Annotated in this window: 19 protein-coding genes; 15 read left to right on the top strand and 4 right to left on the bottom strand. The window is 46.3% G+C overall.

Annotated elements, in window-relative coordinates:
* Window positions 1-387: 387 nt before the first annotated feature.
* A complete protein-coding gene (locus tag J3U76_RS10110) occupies window positions 388-1,539 on the bottom strand; it encodes a flagellar assembly protein T N-terminal domain-containing protein (RefSeq protein ID WP_341534331.1) in 1,152 nt (383 codons plus the stop codon).
* Window positions 1,540-1,802: 263 nt separating this feature from the next.
* Between J3U76_RS10110 and J3U76_RS10105 the strand changes: the two genes are divergently transcribed.
* Both J3U76_RS10105 and J3U76_RS10100 read left to right on the top strand, forming a co-directional pair.
* Window positions 1,803-2,558, top strand: a complete 756-nt coding sequence (locus J3U76_RS10105; RefSeq protein ID WP_208005854.1) for a FlgO family outer membrane protein — start codon at window positions 1,803-1,805, stop codon at window positions 2,556-2,558.
* A complete protein-coding gene (locus J3U76_RS10100; RefSeq protein WP_208005853.1) occupies window positions 2,548-2,940 on the top strand; it encodes an LPP20 family lipoprotein in 393 nt (130 codons plus the stop codon). Before J3U76_RS10105 ends, J3U76_RS10100 begins: the two co-directional genes overlap by 11 nt.
* Window positions 2,941-3,076: 136 nt before the next feature.
* Here J3U76_RS10100 and flgN read toward each other — a convergent pair whose 3' ends face one another.
* The 3 genes from flgN to flgA form a co-directional block, all read right to left on the bottom strand.
* A complete protein-coding gene (gene flgN / locus J3U76_RS10095) occupies window positions 3,077-3,490 on the bottom strand; it encodes a flagellar export chaperone FlgN (protein WP_208005852.1) in 414 nt (137 codons plus the stop codon).
* 1 nt (window position 3,491) lies between these two features.
* A complete protein-coding gene (flgM, locus tag J3U76_RS10090) occupies window positions 3,492-3,812 on the bottom strand; it encodes a flagellar biosynthesis anti-sigma factor FlgM (protein WP_208005851.1) in 321 nt (106 codons plus the stop codon).
* A gap of 70 nt (window positions 3,813-3,882) precedes the next feature.
* Window positions 3,883-4,554: a flagellar basal body P-ring formation chaperone FlgA gene (gene flgA / locus J3U76_RS10085; RefSeq protein WP_243454196.1), complete on the bottom strand. Its 672-nt coding sequence runs from the start codon at window positions 4,552-4,554 to the stop codon at window positions 3,883-3,885.
* 264 nt (window positions 4,555-4,818) lie between these two features.
* Here flgA and J3U76_RS10080 point away from each other — a divergent pair, with 264 nt between their 5' ends.
* The 13 genes from J3U76_RS10080 (at window position 4,819) to flgL (ending at window position 18,824) form a co-directional block, all read left to right on the top strand.
* Window positions 4,819-5,733 (top strand): chemotaxis protein CheV, encoded by a 915-nt coding sequence (locus tag J3U76_RS10080; RefSeq protein WP_208005850.1) that lies wholly within the window; start codon window positions 4,819-4,821, stop codon window positions 5,731-5,733.
* 26 nt (window positions 5,734-5,759) lie between these two features.
* Window positions 5,760-6,581, top strand: a complete 822-nt coding sequence (locus J3U76_RS10075) for a CheR family methyltransferase (protein WP_208005849.1) — start codon at window positions 5,760-5,762, stop codon at window positions 6,579-6,581.
* Between the two features lie 231 nt (window positions 6,582-6,812).
* Window positions 6,813-7,214 carry a flagellar basal body rod protein FlgB gene (gene flgB, locus J3U76_RS10070; RefSeq protein WP_208005848.1) on the top strand — a complete coding sequence of 134 codons (402 nt, stop codon included), beginning with the start codon at window positions 6,813-6,815 and terminating at the stop codon, window positions 7,212-7,214.
* Window positions 7,211-7,630 carry a flagellar basal body rod protein FlgC gene (gene flgC, locus J3U76_RS10065; RefSeq protein ID WP_208005847.1) on the top strand — a complete coding sequence of 140 codons (420 nt, stop codon included), beginning with the start codon at window positions 7,211-7,213 and terminating at the stop codon, window positions 7,628-7,630. Before flgB ends, flgC begins: the two co-directional genes overlap by 4 nt.
* A gap of 6 nt (window positions 7,631-7,636) precedes the next feature.
* Window positions 7,637-8,335 carry a flagellar hook assembly protein FlgD gene (locus J3U76_RS10060; protein WP_208005846.1) on the top strand — a complete coding sequence of 233 codons (699 nt, stop codon included), beginning with the start codon at window positions 7,637-7,639 and terminating at the stop codon, window positions 8,333-8,335.
* An 11-nt stretch (window positions 8,336-8,346) separates the two neighbouring features.
* Window positions 8,347-9,693 (top strand): flagellar hook protein FlgE, encoded by a 1,347-nt coding sequence (flgE, locus tag J3U76_RS10055; RefSeq protein WP_208005845.1) that lies wholly within the window; start codon window positions 8,347-8,349, stop codon window positions 9,691-9,693.
* A gap of 1,080 nt (window positions 9,694-10,773) precedes the next feature.
* Window positions 10,774-11,517, top strand: coding sequence for a flagellar basal-body rod protein FlgF (flgF, locus tag J3U76_RS10050; RefSeq protein WP_208005844.1), 744 nt, complete (start codon window positions 10,774-10,776; stop codon window positions 11,515-11,517).
* Between the two features lie 11 nt (window positions 11,518-11,528).
* A complete protein-coding gene (gene flgG, locus J3U76_RS10045) occupies window positions 11,529-12,317 on the top strand; it encodes a flagellar basal-body rod protein FlgG (protein ID WP_208005843.1) in 789 nt (262 codons plus the stop codon).
* A gap of 22 nt (window positions 12,318-12,339) precedes the next feature.
* The gene (gene flgH, locus J3U76_RS10040) at window positions 12,340-13,017 is read left to right on the top strand and encodes a flagellar basal body L-ring protein FlgH (RefSeq protein WP_208005945.1); all 678 of its coding nucleotides are present in this window, start codon (window positions 12,340-12,342) and stop codon (window positions 13,015-13,017) included.
* Between the two features lie 145 nt (window positions 13,018-13,162).
* Window positions 13,163-14,266, top strand: a complete 1,104-nt coding sequence (locus tag J3U76_RS10035) for a flagellar basal body P-ring protein FlgI (RefSeq protein ID WP_208005842.1) — start codon at window positions 13,163-13,165, stop codon at window positions 14,264-14,266.
* A gap of 328 nt (window positions 14,267-14,594) precedes the next feature.
* A complete protein-coding gene (gene flgJ, locus J3U76_RS10030) occupies window positions 14,595-15,590 on the top strand; it encodes a flagellar assembly peptidoglycan hydrolase FlgJ (RefSeq protein WP_208005841.1) in 996 nt (331 codons plus the stop codon).
* A gap of 9 nt (window positions 15,591-15,599) precedes the next feature.
* On the top strand, window positions 15,600-17,564 hold the full coding sequence (gene flgK, locus J3U76_RS10025; protein ID WP_208005840.1) for a flagellar hook-associated protein FlgK: 1,965 nt from the start codon (window positions 15,600-15,602) through the stop codon (window positions 17,562-17,564).
* Window positions 17,565-17,573: 9 nt separating this feature from the next.
* Window positions 17,574-18,824: a flagellar hook-associated protein FlgL gene (gene flgL, locus J3U76_RS10020; protein ID WP_208005839.1), complete on the top strand. Its 1,251-nt coding sequence runs from the start codon at window positions 17,574-17,576 to the stop codon at window positions 18,822-18,824.
* Window positions 18,825-19,091: the final 267 nt, after the last annotated feature.

The following is a 19,091-nucleotide window of genomic DNA, read 5'->3' as shown; positions in this document are numbered from 1 at the left end:
TCTTTAGGCTCGGTGTTTTTATTTTAGGAGTCCGGTTAAGCCCCTTCGGGGAGCTGTCAGCCGTTAGCTGTCAGTTAAAGAAAAACATCGGGGTCATTGCGAGGCACGAAGCAATCCATTTCAAACAAAGCTATACGTCTAACGCTGTACTCCTACGTTAAAGGTAAAACGGGTTGGATTTTTCGTACCGCATAAAGAAAGCCGGAAGCTGAGAGCTGGAAGCGGTAAGCTAAACAAAAACACAGAGGCATTTTTGTTTTTACTTCCGGCTTCAAGCTTCAAGCTTATTACTGTCTGTTAGATTCCTCGCAATGACGGCGAAAAACAGCACCGAGCACCAGCGAGAATGGGTTAAACCTAAAACATCGCCAACTTTGGTATGGTGCATTAATGCAGCGCGGTAAGCACATCCCCTGGGGCGACTCTCACTTGCTTGGCATTACGATCAGCGGGTGCCAGTAGGCTATAATCGGTATGGCTCTGCTGTACCACAAATTGTGCCTCAGATGAGGTCTCACTGTAATAACCGGGCTGTATTTGACGGCGATGAACCAGCGTAAAACGATCCCCAGGTTTAATACCGGCTTGGCGCCCTAAGTCCATTAAAATCCCTTCTTCAGACTGCTGCAAAATATGACCAATGGCTTTCATGCACGACTGTGCATTTACCACGTCTCTTGCTACTTGCAGCAATAGCTGATCTGCCGATTGGCCATAACTAGAATGCCAAAAGCCTTGTTCCTGAACTCTGACTTTAGCGTGCTTGCTATAACCCCAAGGGGCTTCTACTTGATAGTTTTTTTGTAATAACTGTTCACCGGTAAAACTGTCTTCTAAGGTCACATTTAAGGCGAATTGGCGTGGCATATCGCTAAAGCGCCACTTCATCCAATTACCTTCCTCCATGCTAATATCGCTAATGATACCGCTTAGCAGTAATCGAGATTGTTGCTGCTTTGCTAACAGATCCGCGCCTTGGCGTAACCCTGGGCTACGAGGCAAGCTTTTATCGGTGGCCACTTGATGGGAAAGGTTTGTCATTAAATTGACACTCGAAGAGAGCTGTTGCGTCAGCTTGTTAGTAACGGCTGCGCCCAAATCATAAATTTGGCCAAATCTGGCCTGTTCAGGGTACTGAATAGAAAAGCGCGTAAGCGTGATGCCGGGGTGATAATTACCATTGCATTTTGGAGTTACTTTTTTGTTAGGCCAAATATCAGCCCTTAACGTCAGCCATAAGCGTCCCTGTGAGTTATGTTCTTTTAAGACCACATAATCCATTAGCTCACCTTGGGCGGCAATATCTAGCCGCTGCTCAGACAGCGCGCCATTGGTAACGGACTGCACAGTGGTAAGAGAGGCACCGGCTTGTAGTAATGCCTCGGTTAATGCTTGTTCTAACGCCTGTTGACGAGCAGCTTCATTTCCTAAGCTTAAGGGGGCTGAGCCTTGGGTTTGGTACCAGTCGGCATGGGCCGTTAACGGTAATGTCAGCGGCAATAATAGAAATAACGAGGGCAAAAGGGCTTTTATTGACACGGAATCACCTGTGTAAGATGGCTATTTAATTAAATAACGCCATTAATCCATTCTTGGCAAGGATTATGCAAAAAGCTTGCCATAGAAAGATAACGGCTAACCCACTAAGAGGCCTTCCTTGGCCTAGGCTACTTATTTGTCGCTAAAGTGTGTCATTATATCTGTTATGCTGAGCGCCTAGCGTGGCGTACTCGATGGTAAGTAAAGTTTGTGGTAGGTAAGCCGATACCTTATGAATATTATTGATTAAAGTTGGAGTCATGATGAGTAAAGCCTTTTTGCTAGTGGCGGTGCTGGGATTAACAGCCTGCACAACAGCAGAACAAGAGCCGCCGGCACAGCTGTTTGATGCTGAACATCACTATTTGCCTCATGATCATGCATCTCATTATATTAACAATCAGCCATTGGGCCCCTTAGTTGGCCCCGAGATATCGCCTCGTCACAGTCAAGACGGCGTGCCCATGCGCATGAGCGCGGGATCTCGCAGTGCCTATCTTCCTCAGGCGGGTCCTTCTTTGGTGGGCGGCCAAACACAAATACAACAGCATATGTCGGCATTGGCGTATCGCCTTGTGTCTAGTGCTCATAACCTTAACGAGCAGTCGGGCATTGCGGTGAGTGGCTTTGTCGATCAGCAAGATTATCAAAGCCAAGATGACTTTAGTCGTCTGCTGTCTGAAACCATGATGTTTCAGCTTAATCAATATGGCTTACGGGTGGTCGATTTTAAAGCATTGCCATTTATTCGTATTACCCCAGAGGGTGATGTGAGTACCAGTCGAGATTATCGTCAGTTAAGCCCTCGTATTGATGCACGTTATTTACTGCACGGCACGGTGAGCGAAACCACAGGAGGGCGTTTAATTAATGCGCGCTTGGTGGCCATGGCCGATAATAGCTTAGTTGCCAGTGCCCAGCAGTTTATTCCTGAGTATTTAGTGGCAGGTTTACTAAGAGCCAAAGGCCCACAAACGCGTGTAATAACACCAGCAGAAAGGAGACGTTATGCGAAGTAAATTTGGGCTTTTTTTGCTGGTTATGTTGAGTGGATGTAGTGCTCAGTCACCGCTATTTAGTAAAAGTGAACCCCTGCATGCTGTGGGTTATGCGCCTATCAGCTTGCAAAGCCCCAGCAACTATCAGCAAAAGTTATTACACGCCATGCGCGCTTCTAAAATGGATGCTTATCGCGAGCTCACCGAGCAACTAGGTGGCGTGATGTCGTCGAGCTCTAGCACTATGAATAGCCATGTTTTACAAGATGGCACAGTAAGCAATAGCAGCCGTGGTGTAGTGCGTGGCGCTCAAGTGGTGAATAGTTATCCTGACGGCGATATGTACATTACCGAACTCAAATTAGACTTAAACCGCTATGAAAAATTACGCCGTGGCGAGTAGGTTAATAATGTTGAATGTTGAATGTTGAATGTTGAATGTTGAATGTTGAATGGATTAAAAATTACGGCCACAAAAAACACCACTCTATATATGTATCAAAGTGGTGTTTTTTGAGCTTGGCATCTAGTGCTATAACTTAAACCTTAAAGCCTGCACCTTTATTAATACCCTTAGTGTGACCTTTTTGATCATAGGTCATGCTTTGGCGTTCGTGCAGTTTGCTTAAGATATTACTGAGCTGGCGTATGCCATTTAATGATTGCTCTAGCAACTGTTCGGCCACTTGGCTGCGCTCTTGGCATTCAGTGACTAAGTCTCGCAATAGACTAACTTGGTCTTTAAATTCGTCAGCTAAGCGCGCTTTGTCGGGATGATGAGCAAGCTCGCTATCGGTTTTTTGAATAAGAGTCAGCAAAGCTTGCTTACTCTCTGCTAACGGAGGCAGCGCTAGTGCTTTGCGTTGCGTAATTAACTCAAGCTCCTGCTGGGTAATATCCAGCAGTTGCTTAAGTTGTGATTGTTGGGTGTCTAGTAGCGCAGCAAGCGACATATTAGAGGCCTTCTAAGTCCTGTTCAAAGCTTGAAATATTGGCAGCCAGCTTATCACTGTCTATTTGATAAGTGCCTTCATTAATGGCTTTTTTTAACGCTTCTATTTTAGCGCTATTATCGGGTGCAGACGTGTTCGCCAAGTTGTGTTGCACTTGACTAAGGCGCTGCGCCTGAGGAGTGAGCGTTACCGAGTCTTGGGTAGTAGCAACGGTATTTTTTGCAGCACTGGGTGCGGCTTCGTTACCAATGTTTTGTTTATACTTGTTGTTTGCTAGTGGCGTACTATTGCCTAAGCTCGTGGGTAATTTATCGATAGCCATAATTGAGTGTCCTAATTCTGCTGCTGCGTAAAAAGGGTATCGGCCTTGTTAGCAATAACTTTAGCAAAATTTATAAATTAACTTTTACTTGTCCGGCGGCCATCACACGGGCACTAATTTTTCTGCCTGAATTAAGGTTACTCACACGAATGCTGTCATTAAATGAGCCGTCTTCTTCAGCAATGCCGTTTGTCTTTAGCATCAAGCCCCCCGATTGTGCCAAAATACTGACTTTGTCACCTTTGCATACCACGCAAAGCTGACTGCTGCGTATTGGCTGCCCTGGGCGTAAATCGCGCTTACTGCGAGAGCCAACTAATTCGTTAATACGGCTAAAAATATCACCACGCAATAAAACCTCATCTTCATACTTTATTACAAGATCTGGCGCCTGTAGCAGTGTGTTGCGTGCAATAGGATCTCGCGCCGTCACCACAGGTTTAAGAGTGCGCACCCTAACGGGGACAAATAAGTCCCAGCCCGGGGTTTCATGACACTGCAAATAGACATGAGTGTTACGTTTTATGTCACCTGAGCCTCTAATATCAGCGGTTAACTTACCTACACACTCAGTAAGTTGTACTCGCGTATCAATGCTGGCGGCATTAACCTCTAACTTATCATCTGGTTGTACGGGAACTAAATCGCGAACATAGTCTTCGGCATAATGACGAATATTTTCATGCACAGAGAGATTTGTTGCCTGCGCTTGCACCTCTATAGCCAAGCTACTAAGAAGCAAAATTGAAGTTACCTCTTTTTTATATAACAATATTTTATACGCTGCTCGTAGAACAGGGCGAACAACAAAACAAAATAAGAAAATGTTTCTAAGCATTATTACCTCGTGGCCGATAAAGTAACGGTAAGCTGGCCGCAGCTGGCGTGCGCAGAGTGCGAGTGATAGGCTAGCATTTAACAGCGCACGAATATCGCAATCGGCATTAAAATATGCATAAAGCATGCCATGCAGCCCTTTGGGCGTGGCATATACGGAGAAAGGGTGATGGCAGGAATACTTGACTCAGTCAACCAAAGAACACAGCTTGTTGGTCAAAATAGGCTAGAACTATTGCTCTTTAAGCTGAATGGCCGTCAACGATTTGGCATAAATGTGTTCAAGGTAAAAGAAGTGTTGCAGTGCCCTAACTTGACCGCTTTTCCACAACGTAGTTCGGTGATCAAAGGAGTGGCCAATATTCGTGGCCAAACCATCTCTATTATTGATATTAGCAAGGCTATGGGGGGGCGACCCATAGCCGAGGTAGACAATAGCTTTGTTATTATTTCTGAGTATAACCGCACCATACAAGGCTTTTTAGTGAACTCGGTTGAACGTATTATCAACGTCAATTGGGAGTCTATTTTGCCTCCCCCTAAAGGGGCTGGGCGGTCAAACTACATGACAGCGGTAACAGAAATAGACGGTGAGCTGGTTGAAATCCTAGATGTAGAAAAAATATTGGATGAAATCATCCCTGCTCACTCAGTGGTAAAAGATGAGTTAGTGAAAGAAGTGTCTGGTTTAATTACAGGTGAACAAAAGCCGATTTTGATAGCCGATGATTCATCGGTGGCGCGTCGTCAAATCCATAAAACATTAGTGAACTTAGGCTTTGAGGTTATCGTTACTGAAAATGGTCGACTGGCCCTTAATAAGCTAAAAGAGTTAGCAGCGATAGGGCCCATTAATGAGCAGTTATCTATGGTGATTTCTGATGTAGAAATGCCGGAAATGGATGGTTACACCCTCACTGCTGAAATTCGTAACAACCCATCATTAAAAGATTTACATGTGATTTTGCACACTTCTTTAAGTGGGGTGTTTAATAAAGCATTGATTGAAAAAGTAGGGGCGAACGATTTTATTGCTAAGTTCCACCCTGACGAATTAGCCACCGCTGTGAAGGGCGCACTTTAAAACAGGCATAAAGGAACAGGGAATTGATGAAGAATCTGACCGAGCCACAGTATCGCGCTTTTTGCCAGTTTTTAGAAACTAGCACAGGCATTGTGCTGGGGGATAATAAACAGTATTTGGTAAAAAGCCGTCTGTCGCCGTTATTAGCTCGTTTTCATTTAGAGTCATTGGACGACTTAGTGACTAAAAGTATGTCGCCTCGTGAGCGAGAGCTTAAAACTGCAGTAATTGATGCCATGACGACCAACGAAACCTTATGGTTTCGTGATGCTTATCCGTTTACCTTGCTCACAGAAAAGTTATTTCCTGAGCTGGCGAAGCCGGGTAAAACCTTAAAGATATGGTCTTCTGCCAGCTCTTCTGGGCAAGAGCCCTATTCCATTGCCATGACAGCACTTGAATATCAAGCACGCAAGCCTGGTGGTTTGCCCGGGCTGCAAATTGTTGCCACCGACATTTCTACGAGTATGCTAGAACATTGCAAAAATGGCATTTACGATAGCCTATCACTGGCTCGAGGGTTATCACCTGAGCGCAGAAGCCATTTTTTTACGCCACTCGCCGATGGCAAAATGCAGTTAAAAGATAAAGTAAGAAATATGGTGTCTTTTCGGCCGTTTAACCTGTTAGACAGCTACAGCCTCTTAGGTAAGTTTGACATTATCTTTTGTCGTAACGTGTTAATTTACTTCTCACCGGCTAATAAAACCAAGATCCTTAACCAGTTTGCACAGTCGCTAAACCCAGGCGGGTATTTACTACTCGGCGCATCAGAGTCACTAACGGGTTTATCGGATAAGTTTGAAATGATCCGTTGTAACCCAGGTATCATTTACCGACTAAAGTAACACCACTCTCTCGTGCTTATTTGCAGCCCACATTAATCTTATTAATGTGGGCTGCTTTGTTTTAGCCGATAAACACAAGCCCGTTAATACTTGGCACAAGTTTTGCTTAATATACAAGTAAGAAATGGGCAAAGGTGATCAGTCGTTATAGTTCGCCGTTTCCCCTTAATGTAAGCGACTGGCGGCAATATTATGCCGCCTGTGGCAATAACGTAGCGCAAGAGGTGCTGGGTGACGATTTCCTTCGATAAAGCCTTTGGTATTCATCAACACGCCTTAGTAACGCGTTCTGGCCGTGCAGAGTTACTTGCCGGTAACTTGGCCAATGCCGACACGCCAGGCTATAAAGCCAAAGACATGGACTTTAAGTCGGCATTAGAGCAGGCACAAACTGGGCAAGGTTTTTCGCTTAGCCGAACTAACCAGCAACATTTTGCTGTTGATTTAGCCCCACCAGGTAGTGTGCAGTTTCGGGTACCTAATCAACCCGATACCGGTGACGGTAATACGGTAGATGTACAAACAGAACGTAATAGCTATATGGAAAACGCCTTGCAATATCAGGCTTCGCTTGAATTTTTAAACAGTAAAATCAGCGGTCTGCTAAAAGCCATTAAAGGAGATTCAATGTGAGCCTATTTAAGGTATTTGATATTTCCGGCAGTGCCATGAGTGCGCAGTCGGTACGGCTAAATACGACCGCCAGTAACTTGGCTAACGCCGATAGCGTCAGCTCAAGCATCAATGAAACTTATCGTGCTCGCAAACCTGTATTTGCCGCCGATTTAGAGCATGCTTTGTCAGATCGTCAAGAAAGCGTCGGTGTTAAAGTTGAGGCAATTGTTGAGTCAGATAAGCCTTTGCTAAAAGAGTTTCACCCCGATCATCCTATGGCAGACGCAGAAGGCTTTATTTATAAGCCGAATGTGAATGTGGTAGAAGAAATGACCGATATGCTTAGCGCCTCACGTAATTACCAAACAAACGTGCAAGTGGCTGATGCCGCCAAACAAATGCTGCAACAAACACTGCGCTTAGGTAAGGGATAACACATAATGCAGGTTAATCAAGACTACCTAGACGGCATGAAATGGCCGGGCGAGCAAAGCCCAGCCGATAAAGCCAAAGATCCGGGCCGTACCGAGCTTGGCCAAGAAGATTTCTTTGCACTTATGACGCAACAGTTGGCCTATCAAGACCCCTTTGATCCGGCAGATAACTCCGACATGATTGCCCAAATGACGGCTTTTACCAGTGCTGACGGTATTAACCAAATGAGTGAAAAACTCTCGGGTTTAAGTGAAGTGATGACCTCAAGCCAAGCATTGCAAGCTTCCAGCTTAGTTGGGCAAAAAGTATTGTTACCGAGTAACCTGTCTTATTGGGATGAGTCCGATACCGTCGAAGGCGTAGCCGTAACCGGTGAAGGTGCTGATAACGTGGTGATCCGTATAGAAAACGAAAAAGGTGAGGTGGTGCGTACCATGAGCCTAGATGGCCCGCAGCGCGGCAACGTGCCTATTAGTTGGGACGGCTTAAATGAACAAGGCGAGCCCGCTCCAAAAGGCCAATACAAAGTTAAAGTCAGTGGGTTAGTGGATAACCAGCGTGAAGATCTGAATGCCTTGGTCTTTGGCCGAGTAGACAGCGTGACCTTGGGCAGTGCGAACAGCCCAACGTTAGTTAATTTATCTGGTTTAGGGGGCATACCTCTAAACCAAGTACTTGAAATTGCCGGCAATAAAGCCGCGTAAGGAGCACATAAATGTCTTTTAATATAGCCCTTAGTGGCGTCAACGCGGCGCAGAAAGATCTAGACGTAACGGCCAACAACATTGCCAACGTTAACACCCTTGGTTTTAAAGAGTCGCGCGCCGAGTTTGCCGATGTGTACGCCAACTCTATTTTTGCCAATGGTAAAACCCAAACCGGTAGTGGTGTACAAACCGCGGCCGTGTCGCAGCAATTTCACCAAGGTGCACTGCAGTTCACCAATAACTCGCTAGATATGGCGATTAACGGCAGTGGCTTTTTTGTCATGGCTAACGAACAGCAAACCCTAGATCGTACCTTTACTCGTGCCGGTGCTTTTCGTCTTAATGACGAAGGTTATGTGACTAACTCGCAAGGTCACTTCTTACAAACTTACAAAGCCAACGAAGATGGCACGCCCGCAGGTTTAGGTATTAATAGTACTCAAGCGTTAAAGATCCCTGATAAAGCCGGTCAGCCTCAAGCAACAGGGGAAGTAAAAACCGGCATTAATCTGCCGACTAAATCTGATGCATTGGATTTAAATCAATTTGATCCGACCGATTCAGAGACTTATACCTCATCTACTTCAATGACGGTATACGACTCTTTGGGCGACACCCACACTATGACCCAGTACTTTGTGAAAACTGGGCCTACAGCTCCGGGTGTTACTCCTGCTATTACAGACAATAAGTGGGAAATGTTTGTATATGTAGATGGAGAAAATGCGCTTACTGATAACGGTGCAACTCCTCCTTTTCCTGATTCTCATACATTAGAATTTGATACTGCAGGCAAGCTTGAGATCACGCCTGGCACTCCTGCTCAGCCAGGGCCTCCTGCAGTTCCTGCTGTTCCTGCGTCTAATGAACTGACAACTGAAGCTTTGGGATTTAATAATGGCTCTGATCCTTCGCAAACCATTAAAATAACAATACCCGATGCCACGTTAAATTCAGGCGCATTTGAAGTAACAAAATCTACCCAAGACGGTGCCACAGTGGGGCGTTTAACTAAGGTAGATGTAGGAACCGATGGCCTAGTACAAGCCACTTACAGTAACGGTACTACCGAAAATTTAGGTATTGTGGCCATGGCGCGTTTCCCTAACGAGCAAGGCTTAACGCAAATTGGTGATACCCAATGGCGCGAGTCTCTATTGTCTGGCGATGTAGTGACCGGCCAGCCTAATACCGGTGTGTTTGGTAAAGTGAGTGTGGCGGCATTAGAGCAATCTAATACCGACTTAACCTCTGAGCTGGTTGACCTAATCACCGCTCAACGTAACTTCCAAGCCAACTCCCGTGCCCTAGAAGTGAACAGCACCCTACAGCAGACCATACTACAAATACGTTAAAACATAGCTTTCAGCGGTAAGCTGCCAGCTATCAGTAAAACTAAACACCGCCCTTAAAAGGCGGTGTTTTTTTAACTGACAGCCATACGCTTTACGCTAAGCGCCTTATGAAAAAAACAAAACCGCAGTTTTTCTTTAACGTAAGGCGTACAGCGTTAGACGTATAGCTTTGTTTGAAATGGATTGCTTCGTGCCTCGCAATGACTACGCAGAGGGTGAAGTGAACTGGCTAAGATAAACCGGTGAAGGGTAAGGCGGACGACACTTGGCGCTTAGCGCTAGGTTCTTCTTTAACTGATAGCTGATAGCTTACGGCTGACAGCTCCCCGAAGGGGCAGTCATTGCGAGGAGTGCAACGACGCGGCAACCCATCTAACAGACAGTAATAAGCTTGAAGCTAGAAGCCGGAAGTAAAACCGACAATAAAGGTGCTTCAGTGTTTTGGTCTAGCTTAGCGCTTCCAGCTTTGAGCTTCTGGCTTTCTATACGATGAGCACGGTACGAAAAATCCAACCCGTTTTACCTTTAACGTAGACGTACAGCGGTAGACATTCCGTTCTCTTGTGAAATGGATTGCTTCGTGCCTCGCAATGACAGAGCGTAAGGGCGATAGCAGATTTGAGTGTTTGTCAGTTAATGCAACATTCATCGTTGCCTTTGGGTCATTGCGAGGAGTGCAGCGACGCGGCAATCCATCTAACAGACAGTAATAAGCTTGAAGCTAGAAGCCGGAAGTAAAAACAAAAATGCCTCTGTGTTTTTGTTTAGCTTACCGCTTCCAGCTCTCAGCTTCCGGCTTTCTTTATGCGGTACGAACCAACCCGTTTTACCTTTAACGTAAGGCGTACAGCGTTAGACGTATAGCTTTGTTTTTACAATGGATTGCTTCGTGCCTCGCAATGACCCACGTTTTGTTTTTTCCATTTCTTTTACTGACAGCTGATAGCTTACGGCTGACAGCTTTCTTTCTGGCACTAATTTTGCATTATACTTAACCATTAACGAGCGGCCAGTGGCATAATGCTGCAACTGTTCAGTATTAATCAGTATTGTCTCGGCTAATTGACCGACGGAGCTGAAATGGATCATCTACTGTATATCGCCATGTCTGGCGCCAAAGAAAACATGAACAGCGTGGCCGTACGCTCCAATAACTTGGCCAACGCCAACACCACCGGCTTTAAAGCCGACATGGAGCAAGCACGAGCCATGCAAGCTTTTGGCGAAGGTTTGCCGACGCGGGTATTTGCCATGACAGAGCGCCCTGGGCAAAGCTTTGCCTCTGGCCCCATACAAACCACGGGTCGAGATCTTGACGTTGCCGTGGCCGGTGACGGCTGGTTGGCGGTAGAAGCTAAAGACGGCGGCGAAGCTTATACCCGATTTGGTAACTTACAAGTGACGGCCGAAGGCGCACTGCAAACCAGTACTGGCCTTAATGTATTGGACGATGGCGGCGCACCTATTTTTCTGCCGCTGCCATTAGAAAAAATGGAAATAAACAAAGACGGCACCATCTTTGCGCGACTAGAAGGCGAGCCGGTAAATGGCGGCGAAGAATTGCAGCGCATTAAAACTGTACTACCAGATAATGCAGCCTTAGAAAAAGGTACAGACGGCCTGTTTCGTCGTAAAGATGGCCAAGTAGAAGCGCCTTCTGCCGATGTGCAGTTGTTAGCTGGGGTACTAGAAGGCAGTAACGTCAATCCCGTGGCCGAAATGACCCATTTAATCGATTTACAGCGCCGTTTTGAAACTCAGCTCAAAATGATGAGCCACGCAGAAGAAAACGACAAAGCCCATGCTCAGCTGCTGCGCATCTAAAGGAGAATATTATGAACCCCGCATTATGGATTAGTAAAACCGGCTTAGATGCCCAGCAAACTAATATCTCGGTAACCTCAAATAACTTGGCCAACGCCAGTACCGTGGGCTTTAAAAAAGGCCGTGGTATTTTTGAAGACTTGCTCTATCAAAACATTCACCAGCCAGGTGGCCGCGCTACCGCCGATACCAACTTGCCGTCTGGCTTAATGTTGGGGGCGGGCAGTAAGGTGGTGGCTACGCAAAAAACCTTTACCCAAGGGAGCGTACAAACCACAGATAACGCGCTAGATGTCATGATAGATGGCCGTGGTTTTTTTGAAATGTTATTGCCCGATGGCACCACAGGTTATACCCGTAATGGGCAATTAGCGCTTAATGAAGAGGGCGTAATTGTAAGCCCAGGTAACGGTTATCCCATTCAGCCAGAAATGCAAATACCCGATAATGCGCAAAGTATTAGCGTAGGCACCAATGGTGAGGTTTCAATACAAATAGCCGGCCAAGCCGAATCGCAAATTATTGGCCAGCTGATTATTAGTGACTTTGCCAACCCAGCCGGCCTACAGCCTAAAGGCGAAAACTTATACTTAGAAACTCAGTCTAGTGGCGCGGCTATGCAAGGTATTGCCGGTGCCGACGGTTACGGCACCATAAAACAAGGTATGCTAGAAAGTTCTAACGTAAACGTAACCGAAGAGCTGGTTAACTTGATACAAGCACAGCGCGTATACGAGATGAACTCTAAGGTTATCTCGGCAGTAGATGACATGATGGCCTACGTCAATCAGCAATTATAACGGTGAGCCGTAAATGACCAATATGATGCGAACGAATTTAGCAGCGCTGGCGTTAGTGTTTTTGGTGGGGTGTACCAGCACCCCTTATACCCCTAAACCTGATGATCCTGAATTTGCGCCTGTTATTCCAAGCTTAAGCGAGCAAGAGCTTGAGCCCAGTGGCTCTATTTTTCAGGATAACTACGCCAACAGCTTATATTCCGATATTAAAGCACACCGTGTAGGCGACATTATTACCGTAGATTTAGCTGAGTCGACCCGAGCACAAAAACAAGCCACCACTAACCAGTCAAAAGACTCAAGCGTCAATCTTAATGCACCCAGCTTAGGTGGCGTGCCAACCACAGTGGCAGGTTATCCGTTGTCTGCATCTTTGTCTTCAGATAATGAATTTGATGGCCAAGCGAACACTAACCAAAGCAACAGCTTGCAAGGCAGCATTACCGTGAGTGTTGCCCGAGTGTTGGCCAACGGCAATTTAATGGTGCAAGGTGAAAAGTGGATAATGCTCAATACCGGTGAAGAATATGTGCGCATTAGTGGCATAATCCGCCCCCAAGATATTGGTTCCGATAACCGCATTGCCTCTAACCGTGTTGCTAACGCGCGTATTTACTACGGTGGCACCGGTGACTTTGCCAACACCCAAAGCCGCGGTTGGCTGGCCAAATTTTTCAACAGCGAATGGATGCCTTTTTAAAGCAGCTTGAAGCCGTATTTTGTAGGGTCGAATTCATTCGACCTTTGATGATTGTTTTTGCCGTCATCCTGATGACCGTTAGGATCTTGGTGTTAAGGTTTTGTAGGGTCGAATTCATTCGACCTTTAAAGCTCAGGAGAAATACATGAAACAGCTCACCGCCATATTACTGAGCTTAACCTTATTAGCGGGTGCCTTTATTCCCGCTCAGGCCGCGCGAATAAAAGACATTAGCTCGGTAGAAGGAGTGCGAGCTAACCAGCTGGTGGGTTACGGTTTAGTGGTGGGCTTACCCGGCACTGGCGAGCGTAATAATGCCTTTGCCGCGCAAACCTTTAGAACCATGCTTAATAACTTTGGTATTACGGTGCCAGAGAACATGCGCCCTAAAATGAAAGATGTGGCACCGGTTGCCGTACATGCCGAATTACCCCCCTTTGCTAAACCTGGACAAACCATCGATATTACAGTGTCGGCCATTGGTGAAGCAAAAAGCTTACGTGGCGGCACCTTATTACAAACCTTCTTAAAAGGGGTAGATGGTCGAGTATATGCCCTTGCACAAGGTAGCTTAGTGGTGGGCGGCCTAGGGGCAGAAGGGGCGGATGGCTCTTCTATTATGATTAATATTCCCACAGTGGGTCGTATTCCTGGCGGTGCCATGGTGGAGCGTGAAGTACCTAGCTCTTTTGGCCGTGGCGACACCATTACTTTTAACCTGCACCGCTCAGACTTTACCACCGCCAAGCGTATGGCCGAATCCATTAACAATTTAGTGGGGCCTAACAATGCCCAAGCATTAGATGCCACCTCGGTGCGGGTGTATGCCCCCCGAGACCCTGGGCAGCGAGTGAGCTATTTGTCTACCTTAGAAAATTTAGTGGTGGATGTGGCCGATGAAGCGGCCAAAATTATTATTAACTCTCGTACCGGCACAGTGGTTATTGGCCAAAGTGTCAAACTCAAACCCGCTGCTATTACCCACGGTGGGCTTATTATTACCATTTCAGAGAACCCTCAGGTATCTCAACCTAATGCGTTTGGTGGTGGGCAAACAGAAGTGGTGCCTAACAGTAATATTAATGTAGAGCAGCGAGACACGCGTATGTTTAAGTTAGATACCGGCACCACACTGGACGACTTAGTACGTGCGGTTAACCAAGTCGGCGTAGCCCCCGGAGACTTAGTCGCTATATTAGAAGCACTACGCCAAGCAGGCGCCATACAAGGCGAGCTGGTGATTATCTAAGTAACTGTGAAGGGTAAATAGTGAGGGGTAAAGCGGACAACTAAGCCTAAACCTAAAGATATTTTGCAACGGAACCCGCGAAATCCACGGAAAAATTAAGATCAGATAAGGGCGAAAAGGGTTCTTGGTGGGGCTAAAAACAGCCGTCACCCTGATGACCATCAGGATCTCGGTTTTGGATGTAGGTATTTTCCTCTTCACGCTTCACTTTTAACAGGTTTTATTCAGGTGTGACCACTATTTTTCCGTGGGGTCCCTGGCATATAGGTTTAGTTTTTTTCTTACAGCTGACAGCTTAAAGCTGATAGCTTTCTTTTCGGAGTAGCGTATGAAACCGGTCGATTCGTACAATAACAGCTTATTGGTTAACGACATTCAAGGGCTTGATAAGCTGCGCCAACAAGGTTTTGCCCAAGACAGAGGCAAAGCGCTAGATGAAGCGGCGCGTCAGTTTGAAAGCCTGTTTACCCAGCAGTTATTTAAATCGATGCGCGCTGCCAATAAAGTGTTTGAATCCGACGGCCCCATGAACAGCCGCTACACCGAACATTATCAAGATATGTACGATCAACAAATGTCATCAGAGCTTAGTCGCCGTGGCAGTTTAGGCTTAGCCGATCTGGTCGCTAAGCAATTAGGTGGCGAACAAGCCGACAGTAAACCAGAAGCGCGCCATTTTGACCTTGCCGATGTGCGCCGAGTACAAGGTAAAATAGTACGGCCATTAGACGCAGAGGGTATTGAAAATGCCGTTGAAAAGGCTAAGCAAAAAGCCCAACCGCCATTACAAGCCGCCGCTAACTCTTTAACCAATAACAAGGACGCTGTTGTGTACAGTGCCAGTGAGCCTTTTCGTTCACCCGAAGACTTTGTACGCCGCTTAATGCCCGCCGCTAAAGAGGCTGGCAAGCGCATGGGGCTGGCGCCTGAGGCCATGTTGGCACAGGCCGCACTGGAAACCGGTTGGGGTAAAAAAATCATTGGCGCAAAAAATAATGGCTCTAGCCATAATCTTTTTGGCATTAAGGCCGATAACAGTTGGAACAATGAAAAATCTTGGGTAAACACCCTAGAATATGAACAAGGTGTGGCCGTTAAAGTAAAAGCGCCGTTTCGAGCTTATGGCTCCTTTAACGAAAGCTTTAACAACTATGTTGATTTTTTACATGAAAATCCGCGCTACAGCAACGCCTTGCAACAAACGGGGTCACCCGATCAATATTTTAAAGAGCTGCAACAGGCCGGATATGCCACCGACCCTAAATATGCCGATAAGCTTAGCTCTATTCTAAATACCGTTACTCGCTTGGCAGCACAAGCATAAGGATTCTTTATGGCTGTTGATATTTACCAAACCGGTGTGAGTGGCTTACTGGCCGCACAAGGCCAGTTAGCGACCACAGGTCATAACATTGCCAACGTGAACACCGAAGGCTTTAGCCGCCAGCGTGTAGAGCAAATGACCACCCTACAAATGTATTCTGGTGGACAATTCTATGGCACGGGGACGCGCGTGACTGATGTAACCCGTATGTATCAGGAATATGCCTTTAAAGACGTATTGGTTAATAACACCGAAAAAGCCGGTGCCGAGTCTTTATACAACCAACTTAGCTTTTTAGATAAAAACTTAGCCGGTGTTAACGAAGGGTTGGCCTCAAGCTTAGATGATATGTATCAAGCCATTAACGCCGTAGTGGATAACCCAGGTAACTTGGGTAACCGCGATTTAATGTTGGCCAATGCCAAAGATATAACCAACCACTTTAACGAGTATTACAGCGCGTTAGAGCAAGAGATGAACATTAAGAATCGTGACATAGAGTCGCGCGCCGAGCATGTGACCTCGCTTACCTCAGGCATTGCCGAGCTTAACCAGCAAATACTAAATGCCGGCCTCAATGGCTCACCCAACGACTTACTCGATCAGCGCGACCGCTTAATTCAAGAGTTAGGTCAAGAAGTTAAAATTACCACCATTAAAGGCCAAGACGGCATGATCTCGGTAATGCTAGGTGGCCGCGAGCCCTTAGTGAGTGGCAACCAAGCCTACGCGATGGAAGTGCGGCCAGGCTCGCCCGACCCACAGCAAACCGAATTGTACTTAAGCAATCCTAACAACCCCGATCACGCCACGCGGGTAAAAGGCAGCCAAGCGTTAGGTGGCGAAATGGGCGCGCTGTTTCATTATCGCGATCAAATATTAGGCCCCAACTTAAGTGATATGGGTAAAGTGGCGGTGGCCATTGCTGACGCTTTTAATGAAGTACAAAAACAAGGCGTAGACTTAAATGGCGAAGTCGGCAAAAACTTTTTCACCGATATTAATGCACCAGAGGCACAGGCCAATCGCTTTTTAAGTAATAACCCCAATGTAAATGGGGCCGTTGAAATTACCGACACAGGTAAACTAACTGGTGGCGAATATACCCTTAAATATCACGGTGGCGATTATATGCTTACCGATATTACCTCGGGTGAAACATTCGCTATTGATGCCGCCGATGTTGAAAATACACCGCCCAGCACAGAGCAAACCATTAATAGGCCTGATTTAGGTTTTAGTATTACCTTAAGCGATGTGCCCGATAGCAACGACGAAATGCAAATTAGGCCCACCCGCCAAGGCGGTAACGACTTAAAAGTTGAGCTGAACACTGGTGATCAAATTGCCGCCTCTGGGGCCATTATGGTCGATGCCAATAAAGATAACACCGGCACCGCCAAAGTGGGTGTGCAAGTGGTTGAGCCCACTCCACCGGCCACGGCTATTGATGAAGCCGACTATCCGCTGACGGTTAAGGTAGAAGACGACGGTGCCGGTGGCGTTAAATATGTGGTAACCGACAAAAATGGCACCTTACCGGCTTTATTTGATGGGCAACCCACAGATGGCAGCATCACCTTTGGCGATGTACAAATGAACATTCAAGGTGATGCCAAAGAGTTTGACCAGTTTGTAATTAAGCAAGCGAAAGGCTCAGGTAACAACACTAATGCCTTAGAGTTTGCTGATTTACAAAATAAAAAATGGCTTGATAACGGCAAGTCGACGGTAACTGACAGCTTAAATAAAACCGCGGTAGAAATTGGTGGGCTAACAAGAAATCAGCGTGTAAAAGCCGAAGCCGCCGGCGCTGCTTACAATCAGTCGTACGACCGCATGTTGTCTACCTCGGGTGTAAACTTAGACGAAGAAGCGGCCAATTTACTCCGTTATCAGCAGTCTTACATGGCTTCGGCACGGGTTGTTACCGTAGCGTCTGAAACCATGAACACGCTTTTGCAAATTCGCTAAGGAATCGTTATGCGCATCTCTAGTTTTCAATTTATTCAGCGTAACCTAGACAACATTAGTGCCCGTACATCTCAGGCCAATACCCAACTTGGGCAAATGTCCTCGGGTAAACGTGTAGAAAAGCCCAGTGACGATCCGGTAGCAGCCAACGGCATTCTTAACTACAAACAAGAGCTGCGTAAGATAGGTCAGTACAACACCAATATTAACTTGGCTGAAAACCGCCTACGCCGCGAAGAAACTGGCTTAACTAGCGGTGAAAACATCACTCAGCAAGTTAAAGAGATCATGCTAAAAGCTAACAACCCAGCAATAGGTCCACAAGAGCGAGATGCGCTTAAATCTGAATTACAAAGCCGTCTTGATGAAATGCTCGATATTGCCAATGCGAAAGATGAGTTTGGCCAAGCTATTTTTGGTGGCTATCAAACAGATTCATCACCTTTTACCCGTCAACCTAATGGTGATATTACCTATAGTGGAGATAGCGGTGAACGCGAAATGGTCATTGGTAACAGCGTAAAGGTGGAGCTAAACCACTCTGGTGAACAAGTTTTTGGTGGCGTACCTAACCCACGTGGCGACTTTACCATGAACTATAATTTGGTAAGTGGTTCACGAGAAGACCAGCTACAAGTAGAAAGTGCCAATATTACCGACAGAGGTAATTTTACAGATGCACACCCCTATACAATCGAGTTTATGGATACTACACCCGCTACCGGTGATATTGCGTATCGTGTTACCGACAATAATGGCGCTGTATCACCAGCCCCACCGGCGGCTCCTACCGCTTATACACCGGGTAATACAGTAACAGTTGACGGCGTAGACATTGTTATTAAAGGGGAAGCTAAAGTTGGTGATAAAATAGAACTTAACTCTACCGTTACAGATGGCACTGGCCAAGACGAGCTAGGCGTATTTGATATTTTAAATAGTGCCAAAGAGTGGTTAGAAACTGACGGCCACAACCCTACCGGACAGGCTGAACTTGCTGATATATTAAATGAGCTAGATGCTATGGGCGAGCATTTCACTCGAGTACGTGCCGATACTGGTAACCGTATGCAACGTCTTGATAACCAAAAAGAAATCCATGCAGAAATGGATCTCACCTTAAATAAACTACGCAGCGGCATGGAAGATTTAGATTACGCCCAAGCCACCGGCGAATTTAGCCAAACCCTGGTTGCACTACAAGCCACTCAAACCATGTTTGGTAAAATACAAGGCATGAGTTTGTTTAACTACATCTAACGGATAGCGCCGAGCACCAAGCGGCCAGCTAAAAAATACTAAACCCAAACACCGCTCCCCCAGAGCGGTGTTTTGCTTTTTCCCTGATGTTTTGTCGATTTCAATTTTTTCGTAGATACTCTGTTGGACGTCAAGGCTTTCCCCCTCTGTCACCCTAGTTGTCCGGTTGGCAATTCAGCCTAATTTTATATCAATAGGGCCGGTGTGGGAGTTATTATGTCATTGTATTCTGAAGAGCGTAAAGCAGCGGTTGTCAGTAAGTTATTG

This window comes from Oceanisphaera pacifica (assembly GCF_017498065.1).
Classification (GTDB): Bacteria; Pseudomonadota; Gammaproteobacteria; order Enterobacterales; family Aeromonadaceae; genus Oceanimonas; species Oceanimonas pacifica.
Note: the sequence above shows the minus strand (reverse complement) of the source record. Positions and strands in the feature narration are given on the sequence as shown.

Bases quoted from the DNA above. Each gene is read 5' to 3' on its own strand.
- J3U76_RS10105 (WP_208005854.1), top strand. From the start codon at position 1,803: ATGAGTAAAGCCTTTTTGCTAGTGGCGGTGCTGGGATTAACAGCCTGC.
- J3U76_RS10100 (WP_208005853.1), top strand. From the start codon at position 2,548: ATGCGAAGTAAATTTGGGCTTTTTTTGCTGGTTATGTTGAGTGGATGT.
- flgN (WP_208005852.1), bottom strand. From the start codon at position 3,490: ATGTCGCTTGCTGCGCTACTAGACACCCAACAATCACAACTTAAGCAA.
- flgM (WP_208005851.1), bottom strand. From the start codon at position 3,812: ATGGCTATCGATAAATTACCCACGAGCTTAGGCAATAGTACGCCACTA.
- J3U76_RS10080 (WP_208005850.1), top strand. From the start codon at position 4,819: ATGGCAGGAATACTTGACTCAGTCAACCAAAGAACACAGCTTGTTGGT.
- J3U76_RS10075 (WP_208005849.1), top strand. From the start codon at position 5,760: ATGAAGAATCTGACCGAGCCACAGTATCGCGCTTTTTGCCAGTTTTTA.
- J3U76_RS10060 (WP_208005846.1), top strand. From the start codon at position 7,637: ATGCAGGTTAATCAAGACTACCTAGACGGCATGAAATGGCCGGGCGAG.
- flgE (WP_208005845.1), top strand. From the start codon at position 8,347: ATGTCTTTTAATATAGCCCTTAGTGGCGTCAACGCGGCGCAGAAAGAT.
- flgF (WP_208005844.1), top strand. From the start codon at position 10,774: ATGGATCATCTACTGTATATCGCCATGTCTGGCGCCAAAGAAAACATG.
- flgG (WP_208005843.1), top strand. From the start codon at position 11,529: ATGAACCCCGCATTATGGATTAGTAAAACCGGCTTAGATGCCCAGCAA.
- flgH (WP_208005945.1), top strand. From the start codon at position 12,340: ATGATGCGAACGAATTTAGCAGCGCTGGCGTTAGTGTTTTTGGTGGGG.
- J3U76_RS10035 (WP_208005842.1), top strand. From the start codon at position 13,163: ATGAAACAGCTCACCGCCATATTACTGAGCTTAACCTTATTAGCGGGT.
- flgJ (WP_208005841.1), top strand. From the start codon at position 14,595: ATGAAACCGGTCGATTCGTACAATAACAGCTTATTGGTTAACGACATT.
- flgK (WP_208005840.1), top strand. From the start codon at position 15,600: ATGGCTGTTGATATTTACCAAACCGGTGTGAGTGGCTTACTGGCCGCA.
- flgL (WP_208005839.1), top strand. From the start codon at position 17,574: ATGCGCATCTCTAGTTTTCAATTTATTCAGCGTAACCTAGACAACATT.